The 13,826-nt window shown below is 61.6% G+C and carries 11 protein-coding genes; 4 read left to right on the forward strand and 7 right to left on the reverse strand.

Annotation, left to right across the window (positions count from 1 at the left end):
* Positions 1-40 precede the first annotated feature (40 nt).
* Positions 41-2,758: a preprotein translocase subunit SecA gene (gene secA / locus JHX87_RS14375; protein WP_271885542.1), complete on the reverse strand. Its 2,718-nt coding sequence runs from the start codon at positions 2,756-2,758 to the stop codon at positions 41-43.
* A 207-nt stretch (positions 2,759-2,965) separates the two neighbouring features.
* On the opposite strand from secA, the gene JHX87_RS14380 reads away from it, so the two are divergent.
* The 4 genes from JHX87_RS14380 (at position 2,966) to JHX87_RS14395 (ending at position 5,658) form a co-directional block, all read left to right on the forward strand.
* Positions 2,966-3,811, forward strand: a complete 846-nt coding sequence (locus JHX87_RS14380) for a peptidylprolyl isomerase (protein WP_271885541.1) — start codon at positions 2,966-2,968, stop codon at positions 3,809-3,811.
* Positions 3,811-5,064 (forward strand): bifunctional glutamate N-acetyltransferase/amino-acid acetyltransferase ArgJ, encoded by a 1,254-nt coding sequence (gene argJ / locus JHX87_RS14385; protein ID WP_271885540.1) that lies wholly within the window; start codon positions 3,811-3,813, stop codon positions 5,062-5,064. The genes JHX87_RS14380 and argJ overlap by 1 nt, the downstream gene beginning before the upstream one ends.
* Positions 5,061-5,459: an 8-oxo-dGTP diphosphatase MutT gene (gene mutT / locus JHX87_RS14390; protein ID WP_271885539.1), complete on the forward strand. Its 399-nt coding sequence runs from the start codon at positions 5,061-5,063 to the stop codon at positions 5,457-5,459. Before argJ ends, mutT begins: the two co-directional genes overlap by 4 nt.
* A 70-nt stretch (positions 5,460-5,529) precedes the next feature.
* Positions 5,530-5,658, forward strand: a complete 129-nt coding sequence (locus tag JHX87_RS14395) for a hypothetical protein (RefSeq protein WP_271885538.1) — start codon at positions 5,530-5,532, stop codon at positions 5,656-5,658.
* A gap of 287 nt (positions 5,659-5,945) precedes the next feature.
* Here JHX87_RS14395 and infB read toward each other — a convergent pair whose 3' ends face one another.
* From infB to pip, 6 genes are all read right to left on the reverse strand, one after another.
* Positions 5,946-8,528, reverse strand: coding sequence for a translation initiation factor IF-2 (gene infB, locus JHX87_RS14400; RefSeq protein ID WP_271885537.1), 2,583 nt, complete (start codon positions 8,526-8,528; stop codon positions 5,946-5,948).
* Between the two features lie 8 nt (positions 8,529-8,536).
* Positions 8,537-9,157 (reverse strand): RNA-binding protein, encoded by a 621-nt coding sequence (locus JHX87_RS14405; protein ID WP_271885536.1) that lies wholly within the window; start codon positions 9,155-9,157, stop codon positions 8,537-8,539.
* Between the two features lie 19 nt (positions 9,158-9,176).
* The gene (nusA, locus tag JHX87_RS14410) at positions 9,177-10,853 is read right to left on the reverse strand and encodes a transcription termination factor NusA (protein WP_271885535.1); all 1,677 of its coding nucleotides are present in this window, start codon (positions 10,851-10,853) and stop codon (positions 9,177-9,179) included.
* Between the two features lie 3 nt (positions 10,854-10,856).
* Entirely contained in the window at positions 10,857-11,480 is a 624-nt protein-coding gene (rimP, locus tag JHX87_RS14415) for a ribosome maturation factor RimP (RefSeq protein WP_271885534.1), read from the reverse strand.
* Positions 11,481-11,625: 145 nt separating this feature from the next.
* Positions 11,626-12,714: a glycosyltransferase 61 family protein gene (locus tag JHX87_RS14420; RefSeq protein ID WP_271885533.1), complete on the reverse strand. Its 1,089-nt coding sequence runs from the start codon at positions 12,712-12,714 to the stop codon at positions 11,626-11,628.
* Positions 12,715-12,803: 89 nt separating this feature from the next.
* Positions 12,804-13,778: a prolyl aminopeptidase gene (pip, locus tag JHX87_RS14425; protein ID WP_271885532.1), complete on the reverse strand. Its 975-nt coding sequence runs from the start codon at positions 13,776-13,778 to the stop codon at positions 12,804-12,806.
* Between the last annotated feature and the right edge of the window lie 48 nt (positions 13,779-13,826).

Consider the following 13,826-nt stretch of genomic DNA (forward strand, 5'->3'; position numbering starts at 1 on the left):
AAAGGCCGCCTGAGGTGTCAGGCGGCCTTGTCTGTGTCGATCAGATCGATCCGTGGCAATGTTTGAACTTCTTGCCCGATCCGCAGGGGCAGGGATCGTTGCGCGAGGGATTGCCCCAGGTGGCGGGATTGGTTTCGTCGAAGCCCTGAACCAGCGGGGTCGGCCTGTTCGCGTCATCTTCGGACTGGCTGTCGCCGCCATGCTCCATCGTCAGATGTTCCTGCGCGGCCTTTTGCTGCTGCTCCATCTGGCGCAGCATCTCTTCGCGTTCGGCATCGGTCAGCGGGCGGATCTGCGCCAGTCGCTGGGTGACGTCGAAGCGCAGCCCGTCAAGGAGAGTTTCGAACAGCTGGAAGGCCTCGGTCTTGTATTCCGACAGCGGGTCGCGCTGCGCATAGCCCCGGAAGCCCACGACCGAGCGCAGATGTTCCAGCGTCAGAAGGTGGTCGCGCCATTTCTGGTCGATCATCTGCAGCAGGACCTGCTTTTCGATCATGCGCATGTTTTCTTCGCCGAAGGCCTGGGTCTTGTCGGCCATATAGGTGTCGGTGGCCTCTTCGATGCGCTCGCGCATGATGGTGGCGTCCACGCCCTCTTCCTCGGCCCATTCGCCGACCGGCAGGTTCATGTTCAGCCTTTCGCGCACGGCGGATTGCAGGCCTTCCAGATCCCATTGTTCGGCATAGGATTTGGCGGGCATGAATTCCTCGACCAGATCGTCGATGACCTGATGGCGCATATCGCCCGCGATCTCTCCGACCTCGTCGCTGTCCATGATTTCGCGGCGCTGGCCGAAGATGGCCTTGCGCTGGTCATTCATCACATCGTCGAATTTCAGCAATTGCTTGCGGATGTCGAAGTTGCGACCCTCGACCTTGGCCTGGGCGCGTTCCAGCGATTTGTTGACCCAGGGGTGGATGATCGCCTCGCCCTCTTTCATGCCCAGCGTGGACAGCACCTTGTCCAGACGTTCCGAGCCGAAGATGCGCATCAGATCGTCGTCCAGCGACAGGAAGAACAGCGAGCGGCCCGGATCGCCCTGACGGCCCGAGCGGCCGCGCAGCTGGTTGTCGATCCGGCGGCTTTCGTGACGTTCGGTGCCCAGAACGAACAGCCCACCCGCATCCAGAACCTGTTGCTTGGCGGTGGCGTGTTCGGCCTCGATGCTGGCGCGCAATTCGTCGGGATTGGCCTCGGGATCGGCGTTCAGCGCCTCCATCACCTTCATCTCGACATTGCCGCCCAGCTGGATGTCGGTGCCGCGACCGGCCATGTTGGTGGCGATGGTGACGGCGCCCAGCTTGCCCGCATCGGCGACGATCTGGGCTTCGGCCTCGTGCTGGCGGGCGTTCAGGACGTTATGGGGAACGCCCGCCTGTTTCAGCACCTCCGAAAGCATTTCGGATTTTTCGATGCTGGTGGTGCCGACCAGGGTGGGCTGACCCTTTTCATGGGCCTCTTTGATCGCCTCGACCACGGCGTTGTATTTCTCGGCCGCGGTGCGATAGACGCGGTCATGTTCGTCCAGACGCTGGATGCCGCGATTGGTCGGAACCTCGACCACGCCCAGCTTGTAGATTTCCGCGAATTCGTCCGCCTCGGTGGCCGCGGTGCCGGTCATGCCGGCCAGCTTGCTGTACAGGCGGAAGTAGTTCTGGAAGGTGACCGAGGCCAGCGTGACGTTTTCAGGCTGGATCTGGACGCCTTCCTTGGCCTCGATGGCCTGATGCAGACCGTCGGACAGGCGGCGGCCCTTCATCATCCGGCCGGTGAATTCGTCGATCAGCATCACCTCGCCATCGCGGACCATGTAATGCTGGTCCTTGATATACAGCCTGTGCGCGCGCAGGGCCTGATTGGCATGGTGGACGATGGTGGTGGATTCGGGATCATAGAGCGTCTGATCCTCGGGCAGGATGCCATCGGCCTGCAGGCGCTGTTCCAGAAACTCGTTGCCTTCCTCGGTAAAGGTCGCGTTCCGGGTCTTTTCGTCCAGCTTGTAATGCTCTTCGGTCAGATGCGGGATATAGGCGTTCAGCGTGACGTAAAGTTCGCTGCGATCCTGAGAGGGGCCAGAGATGATCAGCGGCGTCCGTGCCTCGTCGATGAGGATCGAGTCGACCTCGTCCACGATGGCAAAGTTATGGCCGCGCTGGACCATCTCGGCCACGCTGCCCTTCATGTTGTCGCGCAGATAGTCGAAGCCCAGCTCATTATTGGTGGCATAGGTGACGTCGGCGGCATAGGCCTCGCGCTTTTCCGGCTCGGGCTGGAAGGGATAGACGACGCCGGTGGTCAGGCCAAGCTGGCCGAACACCTTGCTCATCCATTCGGCGTCACGCTTGGCCAGATAGTCGTTCACGGTGACCACATGCACGCCCTTGCCGGTCAGCGCATTCAGATAGGCCGGGAAGGTCGCCACAAGCGTCTTGCCCTCGCCGGTCTTCATCTCGGCAATGTTACCCTGATGCAGGAAGATCCCGCCCATCAGCTGCACGTCGAAGGCCCGCAGGCCAAGCGCCCGGCGCGCGCCTTCGCGGCAATTGGCGAAGGCTTCCGGCAGCAGCGCATCCAGCGCCTCGCCATTGGCGATGCGATCCTGAAATTCGCGCGTCTTTTCAATCAGCTGATCGTCGGTCAGCGATTTGAACTCATCTTCAAGCGCGTTGATGCGCGCCACGACCGCGCGGGTTCCCTTGACCTTCCGATCATTCGGTGTGCCAAAGACTTTCTTCGCCAGATTTCCAATACCGAGCATATTACCTTCGCAATCACGTTGTTGGGAAAGACAGTCTCGTGCGGCACTACTTGCCCGTACCGACCGCATTGCCGTATCAGGGGCCTGAACGAAAAAGCGGCGGAGTGCCTTCCTCGGAGTTGGCTGGGATGTATGCCTCGCTTGCCTGACTGTCAACGCTGGCCCTGCCATTCAAGCGGTCTGGGCGTCATTATATAAGGGATTCTCATGCTCAAACCATCGCTACTGGCCGCTGTCATGGTCGCGCTGCCGCTGATGGCACCTGTTCAGGTGCTGGCGCAGGATCAAAGCGCGGATACGGTTGTCGCGACCGTGAACGGTCAGGACATCACCCTGGGCCAGATGATCGTGATGCGGCAGTCGATCCAGGACCCCTCGGTCGCCGATCTGTCCGATCAGGATCTGTGGGACATGCTTCTGGAACAGCTGGTGCGGCAGGCGGTCATGGCCGGCGAGGGCAAGGAAAACGCCGCCATCCGCGCGCAGCTGGAACTGCAGCGCCGCAATACGCTGGCGACCGAAGCCGTCGCCGCGCTTGCCGAAACCGCCCCGACTCAGGATGAGATCAAGGCCGCCTATGACCGCCTGTTCGGCGAGGCAGAGCCGGTCAAGGAATATTCCGCCGCCCATATCCTTGTCGCCACCGAGGATGAGGCGAAAGAGATCAGGCAGCAGTTGGAGGATGGCGCCGATTTCGGCGAACTGGCCGCCCAGAAATCGCAGGACAATTCCAGCCAGAACAAGGGCGATCTGGGCTGGTTCTCGGCCGATATGATGGTCGAGCCCTTTGCCAATGCGGTCGAGGCGTTGGAAAACGGCCAGATCTCTGATCCTGTGCAAAGCGATTTCGGCTGGCATGTGATCCGGCTGAACGAGACCCGCATGCGCGAGGTGCCGAAGATGGAAGAGGTGCAGACCGAGGTCGAGCAATTCGTGCGCCGCGAAAATCTGGAAGCCGCGGTCGAGCGTCTGGTGGGTGAGGCCAAGGTCGAAAAGGCCGAGGGCATCCCGGCCGGGGCGATGAATGACACCGCGCTGCTGGAGGCCGAATAATGGGCAAGGCCGGACTTCCCGTCTCTCCTCTGGCGCCGACGTCCTTCCCGGATCTGCCGGTCATTGAAGGCGTCGAATTTGCCAGTGGCGCGGCCGGGGTCAAATATCAGGGTCGCACCGATGTGACGCTGATCCGCATCGCGGAAGGCTCTTCGATTGCCGGGGCGTTCACGAAATCCTCGACCCGTGCGGCCTGCATCCTGGACAATCAGGACAAGCTGGCCCGGGGCAAGGATGACAAGGCCGGGGCCGCGATCATCGTCAATTCCGGCAATGCCAACGCCTTTACTGGCGCGCGGGGCCGGGAATCGGTGACGGCTGTGACCGGCGCGGTGGCGCAGGCGCTGGACTTGCCCGAGGGCCGGGTCTATTCCTCCTCGACCGGCGTGATCGGAGAGCCGCTGCCCCATGCTCGCATCATCGCGATCATCGGCGATCTGGCCACGGGTCTGGATCAGGGTGGCGCGGCCGATGCGGCCCGCGCGATCATGACCACCGACACCTTTCCCAAGGGTGCTTCCGCAACAATCGCGGCGGATGGGGGCGATATCCACATCGCCGGGATCGCCAAGGGCTCTGGCATGATCGCGCCGGATATGGCGACCATGCTGGTCTATATCTTCACCGATGCCCGCATCGCGCCGACGCTGCTGCAACAGGCGCTGGATCGCGGGCTGTCTTCGACCTTCAACGCGATCACGGTGGACAGCGATACCTCGACCTCGGATGCGCTGATCCTCGCGGCCACCGGACGCAGCCCGGCGGCAGAGATCACCGATCTGGCTTCGGCGGATGGGCAGGCCTTCGTGACCGCGCTGCATGGCGTCATGCGCGATCTGGCCCAGCTTGTGGTGCGCGATGGTGAAGGGGCGACGAAATTCGTCGAAATTCAGGTCACAGGCGCGGCATCTGACGGGGATGCCCATAGGGTCGCCATGTCCATCGCCAATTCGCCGCTGGTCAAGACCGCAATCGCGGGCGAGGACGCGAATTGGGGCCGCATTGTCGCCGCAGTCGGCAAGTCGGGGGCCAAGGCCGACCGTGACCTGCTGACCATCCGCTTCGGCGATATGGTCGTGGCCGAAAACGGCTGGCGCGCGCCTGATTACGACGAGGACAAGACCAGCGCCTATATGAAGAACAGCGAGCTGGTGATCGGCGTCGATCTGGGTCTGGGGCAGGGTGCTCGCACCGTCTGGACCTGCGATCTGACCCACGGCTATATCGACATCAACGCGGATTACCGATCGTGAAGACGGTTCTGGTCGCCGCCGTTGCGCTGATCGATCCTGACGGGCGCGTGCTTCTGGCACAGCGCCCCGAGGGGAAATCCATGGCCGGTCTGTGGGAATTTCCCGGCGGCAAGGTCGAGCCGGGCGAAACGCCCGAGGCTGCGCTGATCCGTGAGTTGCACGAGGAACTGGGGATCGAAACCTGGACCAGTTGCCTTGCGCCGCTGACCTTTGCCAGCCACAGCTATGATGATTTCCACCTGCTGATGCCGGTCTTTGCGTGCCGCAAGTGGCAGGGCATCGTGACCCCGCAAGAGGGGCAGAGGCTGGCCTGGGTCCGCGCCGCCGATCTGCGCAGCTATGAGATGCCACCGGCGGATATTCCGCTGATCCCAGCCTTGCAAATGTGGCTGTGAAGCCGAAATGTTAGCGTCTTTTTAACCTCTTTTCCCCCAAGCTTCACTCAGGGATGAAAGAGGGTTTCACATGATTCGTACGATCTCTGTCGGCAGTTGCATCCAGATTCAGGGCCTTTTTGAACGGCTGGCACCAAACGGGAATATCGTGGTGCGCGTCGGCAGCCTGACCTACGAGGGGAAGCCGGTAACGCCTTGAATACAGGGCCTCCCTGGGGCGAAACTCGCGTTCAAAAAAAGTTGAAAAAGAATATAGGAGATATGATTTTTTCGGGAATCTGGTAAGATTCTATCAGGGTCTATGACATTGCGGCTGACCCTGTGGCTTGTTCCTTCCCGAAACGAGTCACTGTTTCGGTGGGCTATGCGCTCTCACCTGCGGTGATCGAATGGGGAGCTATTCGATTGCTGCACGGCTCACCGAAACACAATAAGAAAGGGGCCGCTGCAGAAGCGGCCCCTTTTTTGTTCTGACGATCTCGGCGCTTACAGCGAGCGTTCGACCTCTTCGCGTTCGAAGATTTCGATAACATCCTGCGGGCGTATATCGTCGTAATTTTCAAAGGCCATGCCGCATTCCTGACCGGACTGCACCTCTTTGACCTCATCCTTGAAGCGCTTCAGCGTCTTCAGCGTGCCTTCATGGATCACCACGTTATCGCGCAGCAGGCGCACACCGGCGCTGCGGCGGGCAACGCCTTCGGTGACCAGACAGCCTGCAACCTTGCCGACGCCGGTGACCTTGAAGACTTCCTTGATCTCGGCATAGCCGATGAAGTTTTCACGGACTTCGGCCGACAAGAGACCCGAGGCCGCCGCTTTGATGTCATCCACCAGATCGTAGATGATCGAGTAATAGCGGATCTCGACCCCCTTCTGGTTGGCGGCATTGCGGGCCGGGGCATTGGCGCGGACGTTGAAGCCGATCACCGGCGCACCCGAGGCTTCGGCCAGGCCGATATCGGATTCGGTGATGGCGCCGACACCGTAATGCAGCACGCGGACGCGCACCTCATCATTGCCGATCTTCTCCAGCGCCTGAACGATCGCCTCGGCCGAGCCCTGCACGTCGGCTTTCACCACCACGGGCAGTTCGGACACGCTTTCATCCGCCTTGGCCTTGGCCATCAGCTGTTCCAGCGTGGTCGCCGCACCGGCAGCCGCGCGCTTGTCCTTGGCCTGCTGGACGCGGTAATCCGCGATCTCGCGGGCCTGCGCCTCGGTTTCGACCACGTTCAGCACATCGCCTGCTTCCGGCGTGCCGTTCAGGCCCAGAACCTCGACCGGGACCGAGGGACCGGCCTCTTCAACGCGGTCGCCCTTGTCATTGATCAGGGCGCGGACTTTACCCCACTGCTCGCCCACGACGAAGATATCGCCGCGACGCAGGGTGCCGTTCTGCACCAGAACCGTCGCCACCGGGCCGCGACCCACGTCAAGCTGCGCTTCGATCACGGCGCCCTGTGCGGCACGCTTGGGATTGGCGGTCAGTTCCAGGATCTCTGCCTGCAGCGCGATGGCCTCCAGCAATTCGTCCAGACCCTGGCCGGTCTTGGCAGACACCTCGACATCCTGCACCTCACCCGACATCTTTTCGACGACGACTTCATGCTGCAGCAGATCGGTGCGCACCTTGTTGATATCGGCTGCGGGCTTGTCGATCTTGTTGATGGCAACGATCATCGGCACACCAGCCGCCTTGGCATGGCTGATCGCCTCGACCGTCTGCGGCATCACCGCGTCATCAGCCGCCACCACCAGCACCACGATATCCGTCACCTGCGCACCACGGGCACGCATCGAGGTGAAGGCGGCGTGGCCGGGCGTGTCAAGGAAGCTCAGCACCGCGCCGGATTCGGTTTTCACCTGATAGGCGCCGATATGCTGGGTGATCCCGCCGGCCTCGCCCGAGACGACATTGGCATTGCGGATCGCATCCAGAAGCGAGGTCTTGCCGTGATCGACGTGACCCATGATCGTGATGACCGGGGGCCGCGTCTGCAGATCTTCGGCCTTGTCCTCGATCGTGTCGATCACCTGCTCCACATCGGCATCCGAGACGCGGACGGCGCGGTGGCCGAATTCGTCGATGACCAGTTCGGCGGTATCGGCGTCGATGGGCTGGTTCATGGAAACCATCATGCCCATTTTCATCAGCGACTTGACGACATCGGCGGCACGTTCGGCCATCCGGTTCGCCAGTTCCGACACGACGATAGTTTCGGGCAACTGCACATCGCGCACCTGCTTTTCGACGCGCTGGCCGCCGCCGGTCGCCTTCTGGCGGGCGCGGTCCTGCTTGCGCTTCATCGCCGCCAGCGAGCGTTGACGCCCGCCTTCACCGTCCAGAGCCTGGCTCAGCGACAGCTTGCCCGAACGGCGGTTGTCATCGCGGGCGCCCTTGCCGCGGGAATCGCGGTCGGCTGCGCCACGATCGCCACGGTCGCGGTCGGTCTTGCGGGCGCCGCCCGCAGACACGCCCTTGGTTTCGGCGCGGGCGGCGGCGGCTTCGATCGAGGCCTGATCCTGCGCCGGCGCGCGTGCACCACCTGCTGCGGGCTTGGCCGCGCGGGGCTGCTCTTTCTTCGGCTCATCCTTGCGCTTGGCACGTTCCTCGGCCTCGCGCGCGCGGCGCTCGTCCTCTTCGGCCTTGGCCTTCAGCGCTTCTTCGCGCTCGCGCTCTTCGCGTTCCTTGGCCTCGGCCTCGGCGCGGCGACGCTCGCGTTCTTCCTCGCGGGCCTTTTCCTCGGCGGCGCGGGCGGCGGCCTCTTCGACTTCGCGCGCTTTCGCGGCGGCCAAAGCCTTCAGGCGGCGCTCCATTTCGGCTTCAGAGATGCCTGCGGGACGTTTCGAGGGGTCGCCTGCATGTTTGGCGACCATGGGGGATTTGGCCTTGTCGGCCGAGGCAGCACCCTGCTGCGCGCCCGTCTTGGGAACCACGACACGCTTGCGCTTGGTTTCGACGACCACGCTTTTGGTGCGGCCATGGCTGAAACTTTGCTTGACCTGACCGGACCGGCCGCTTCCGCCGCCGACACCCAGAGTCCTTTTTTCGTCTTTGTCGCTCATCTGCGTATTCATTCCTTCCCGACAGCCGAATTGCTGCCGTCATGCCCGCGCAGACCCGTCAGTCTGCCGGCTTCCAAGATCACCTTGTCCGTCAGGCCACCCGCCGCAAGCGCGCCGTGTATGACATGATCGCGGCCAAAGGACAAACCCAATTCTGATGCCGTCAGGCAACCGAACCAGCGTCCGCCCTTGGGCGTCCATAACTTGCCTTTTCCTCGTTCTGATCCGTCCGAGGCCTGCAACAAAACCTTTGCCACACCATCGGCCAGCCAGCCTTTCACCTTCTCGAATCCGGCCACCGCCTTGCCCGATTTCCGGGCCAGAGAGACCAGATCGACCACCCGTCTTGCCTGACCCGCTTCGACAAGCTCGGCCAGACCGTCAGGGGTCGTGACTTGCATCTTCGCCGCACGCGAAAACAATCCTTTCGCAGCGGCCTTGTCGATCGCGGCCTTGTCGGCCACGACCCAGATTCCTCGCCCCGGCAGCTTCTGGGCCAGATCGGGAATGATCATCCCGTCAGGCCCGACGACGAACCGGATCAGCCCCTGGGTGGGCTGCACGTCGCCGGTGACGATGCAGCGCCGTTCGGGCTGCGTCCGGTCCTTGTCACGTCCGCCGCGGCTCACGCCGGTCAGTCCGGGGCGATCAGGCCCCGGCCTCCACGTCGTTTTCCTCGGTTTCTTCGACAGTCTCTTCCAGTTCTGCGGGATCGACCCAACCAAGGCTGACGCGCGCGGTCATGATCAGATTTTGCGCTTCTTCCAGCGAAACGTCAAAGGCTTCCAGCAGACCGTCATCCTTGACGCGCTGGCCGTCGACCGTGGTCCAGCCACCGGCCAGTTCCCAGTCGGCGCAGGTCGCGAAATCTTCCAGCGTCTTGATGTCGTCCTTTGCCAGCGCCTCAATCATCTGGGGTGTCAGGCCTTCGAATTCAACCAGGCTGTCCTCGACCCCAAGGGCGCGGGCATTGTCCAAGGCGGCCTTGTTGCGGGCTTCCAGAACGTCGCGGGCGCGGGCCTGCAACTCTTCTGCGGTGCCCTCGTCGACGCCTTCGATGGTCAGCAGTTCGTCCTGATCGACATAGGCGACCTCTTCCAGGTCGGTAAAGCCTTCCGCCACCAGAAGCTGGGCAAAGAATTCATCCAGATCAAGCGCTTCCATGAACAGCTTGGTCCGGGCGTTGAATTCGGCCTGACGACGCTTTGATTCCTCTTCCTCGGTGAGGATGTCGATATCGAGGCCAGTCAACTGGCTGGCCAGTCGCACGTTCTGGCCGCGACGGCCAATGGCCAGCGACAGCTGTTCGTCGGGAACCACGACTTCGATCTTGTTGGCTTCCTCGTCAAAGACGACCTTGGTCACCTCGGCCGGCTGCAGCGCGTTCACCAGGAAGGTGGCCTGATCCTCATTCCACGGGATGATGTCGATCTTTTCGCCCTGCAATTCACCGACTACCGCCTGAACGCGGCTGCCGCGCATGCCGACGCAGGCGCCCACGGGGTCGATGCTGTTGTCATAGCTGATCACGGCGATTTTCGCACGGCTGCCCGGGTCGCGCGCGACGGCCTTGATGTCGATGATGCCGTCATAGATTTCGGGCACCTCCATCTTGAACAGTTCAGCCATGAATTGCGGATCGGTGCGCGACAGGAAAATCTGCGGACCGCGCGATTCGCGGCGCACATCCTTTACAAAGGCGCGGATGCGGTCATTCGGACGATAGCTTTCGCGACCGATCTTTTCATTGCGGCGCAGGATCGCCTCGCCCCGGCCGACATCGACGATGATATTGCCGTATTCCTCGCGCTTGACGACGCCATTGATGATGGTGTTGGCGCGATCCTTGAATTCTTCGTATTGACGGTCACGCTCGGCCTCGCGGACACGCTGCAGGATGACCTGCTTGGCGGATTGCGCCGCGATACGGCCCAGTTCGACAGGCGGAACCTGCTCCTGGAAAATATCGCCGATCTGAGGGCCACCGGCATAATCGGCCAGACGCTCGCCCTCGCGGCTCCAGAAATTCGCCGGATCGCGCTGCGCTTCGAAATAGGGTTTGGCCTGATCGCGGGTGAATTCGGCCTGATAATTCTCGACCAGTTCATCCTCGACGACGGTGCGCACGCGGGTGAAGGTGGCATTGCCGGTCTTGCGGTCGATCTTGACGCGGATGTCCATCTCGGCGCCGTAACGCGACTTGGCGGCACGGGCCAGACTGTCCTCCATCGCTTCGATGACCAGTTCCGGTTCGATCATCTTCTCGCGCGCAACGGCTTCGGCCGTTTGCAGCAGTTCCAGCTGGTTGGCAGAGGTGATTGCCATCACTTACTCCTTGGCAGTGGCGCCGTCCGCGCCCGCTTCGTTGTCATCTTCGGTTTCAATCGCGTCAAAGGCGGATTCGTCGAGATTGTCGATTTCGACCCCCGCTTCCTTCTTCTGACGCAGCATTTCGCGAATCAGCTCGTCGGTCAGGACCAGCTTGGCATCGCTGAGCCAGTCGAAATTCAGCCCGATGGTCTGCGATTCGCCATTTTCGTCGATATTCAGCAGAACCTCATCACCCTCGACACCCGCCAGAACGCCTTTCCAGCGTTTGCGGCTGTCGATGGCCTGATTGGTTTCCAGCCTGACCTCGTAGCCCTCGAAGGTTTCGAAATCCTTGAGCCGGGTCAGCGGTCGGTCGATACCGGGGCTGGACACCTCCAGGTGATAGGCATCCTCGATCGGGTCCTCGACATCCAGGGCGGCGCTGACGGCGACGGAAATATCGCCGCAATCATCGACATTGATGCCGCCATCCGGGCGGTCGGCCATGATCTGAAGGGTCGCCGTATTGCCGCCCTGCAGGCGGATACGCACCAGTTCGAAGCCCAGATCCTCGATCACCGGAGAGATGATCTCGGCCAGGCGCCGGTCAATGGCGGTCTTGGCGATCAGGTCGTTCGACATATGCTCCCCTTAGAAATGAAAAAACGGGCCTTTCAGCGGGCCCGCATCCTGTGTCCGGTGGGGCAGGGGGTGGAGGCCTGCACCGCTGTTGGCATGGTATATAGGGCCGTTTGCGAAAAAGTGCAAGGCAAACTGGCGGATGTTGTTAAACCGCGTCGAGGGTTTCGATACGGGCCAGCAGTTTGTCGATCATAGCCAGAACTTCATCTGGATCGATTGTGATTCCGCCCTCGGCTGCGTGACCGATGACAATACCACTATTGAGTTCGAGGTTGCGAACCCATTCGTGGGTCGAGACATAGAACCTATCTGGCGGCAACAGGCTCAGCATGCCTCCGCCATCGCGCAGATTGTAGCTCGCGTGCCGATCCTGACTGCCCTCGATGCTAATAATGATGGTGGCGTCCAGCATATCCGCGATCAACTGATGTGTATCGCCCTCCGCTGTTACGATTTGGACACCTGCAGCATCGAGGCGCCGTTCCAATTCTGACGAGTTTACGATCTGCCTTGGATCTCCACTTGGACCACGGCGCAGGAAGACGACCTTTGACCGATTTTCCGGGAGGCTGCCGAAATTCTGGCGCAGGCGATCACGTAGGGTGCGATAGCGATCCGCCTTGTCGAGGCTGAAACCAAGATCGCGCACCAGTGTCAGCTTACGGCTGCGAAGCACCATCCGCTGATCCCAATTGTGATCGAACAGCCCCGCGTATACCGGCACATTGTCCCATGACGGTAATGGTAAGGACACAAGGCCTGGATGTTGACGGTACGCTTCAAAGGCAGTGGTGTCGTCGCCTAGCCAATGTCCGAAATAGCGCAGACCGGGCATGGAGTTGATTAATACCGTGTCATCCATCACCGGAGTGGATTTGACGACGTCGCCAAGGCCAGGATGCACGAATTTAGAATGGATCAGCGCTTTGCCATCGGCAAAAATGACACCGCCTATGACGATGGCGTCGGTCAATTCCAGTGTTTCCAGCGGGTTTTCGATATAGTGATCTGCAGTCATCACCTTGTGCAGGTCATCCAGAGAGGCGCCGAAAGCACATTGTGTAACGCGGGACAGGTGCTCTGGATCAAACAGTGCTGGCCTACAGGGAACGCGCTTGCCTGCACGGGTTGGCTTGAAGGGGGGCGTCCGGTCGAACTCGAAACGGCGCCCGGACAAGCGCGCGAAGGTCTTGCTTGAAAGATGCCCAAGCCATTGCGCCGCTGCTGTCTTCATCTACTCGGTAACCTTCATCAACGAAATACGGCGGTACTCTAGCCGCACACCGTAGTCGCTTCAAGCCAAAGGATAAATCGGATTACCCGTCAGATTTCGGTCCGGCGCAGCCCGTTCATCACGTTCACCAGTTCGCTCGCGATGCGGGGTTCGGACAGGGCGTGGCCGGATGCCGGGATCAGGCGCAGATCGCAGGCGTCCCATCCCTTGGACAGTCGCCAGGCGCTTTGCGGTGGGCAAACCATGTCATAGCGCCCCTGGACGATCGCGGCGGGCAGATGCGCGATCTTGTGGCGGTCGCGCAGCAGTTGGCCCTCGTCAAGAAAGCAATTGTTGAGGAAATAGTGGTTTTCCAGCCGCGCAAAGGCGCGGGCGTAATCGGGGGGCGCATGGCTGACGGGTGAGGATTGCAGACCCGCCAGCGCATTTTCCCAGATCAGCCATGGCAGCGCGAACCGCGCCTGCACCAAGGGATCGTCGTCAAACAGCCGCTTGTGATAGGCGGCGATCATGTCGCCCTGTTCCTCGGCCGGGATATGATCGCGGAACCGTGCCCATTGATCGGGAAAGAACCGCGCGACGCCGCCGCCATAGAACCAGTCAAGCTCGGCCTGCGTGCCCAGAAACACGCCGCGCAGAATCAGCCCGGTCACGTGATCCGGATGCGCCTGCGCATAGGCCAGCGCCAGCGTTGCCCCCCAACTGCCGCCAAAGAGTAGCCAGCTGGAAATGCCCAGCTTCTGGCGGATCTCTTCGATATCGCGGATCAGGTGCTGTGTCGTGTTCGCCTCGACCGAGGCCGTCGGGCGTGATCGGCCACAGCCGCGCTGATCGAACAGCACGATGCGATAATGCGCCGGATCAAAGAAACGGCGCATGAAGGGGCTGCAGCCGCCGCCCGGTCCGCCATGCAGTACCACCACCGGCACCCCGTCGGGATGGCCGCATTCCTCGACATAAAGCACATGCCCGTCGCCGACCGGCATGCGGTGAGTCGCAAAGGGTTCGCCCGTGGGATAAAGACGGCCATGTGACACGGCGTTTTGTTCTGCCATTCGATCCATTTGTAAACTATAGAGCCAAGCGCCCCCGCCCGCCAGAAGGAGAGTGCC

Source organism: Paracoccus fistulariae (assembly GCF_028553785.1).
Taxonomy (GTDB): domain Bacteria; phylum Pseudomonadota; class Alphaproteobacteria; order Rhodobacterales; family Rhodobacteraceae; genus Paracoccus; species Paracoccus fistulariae.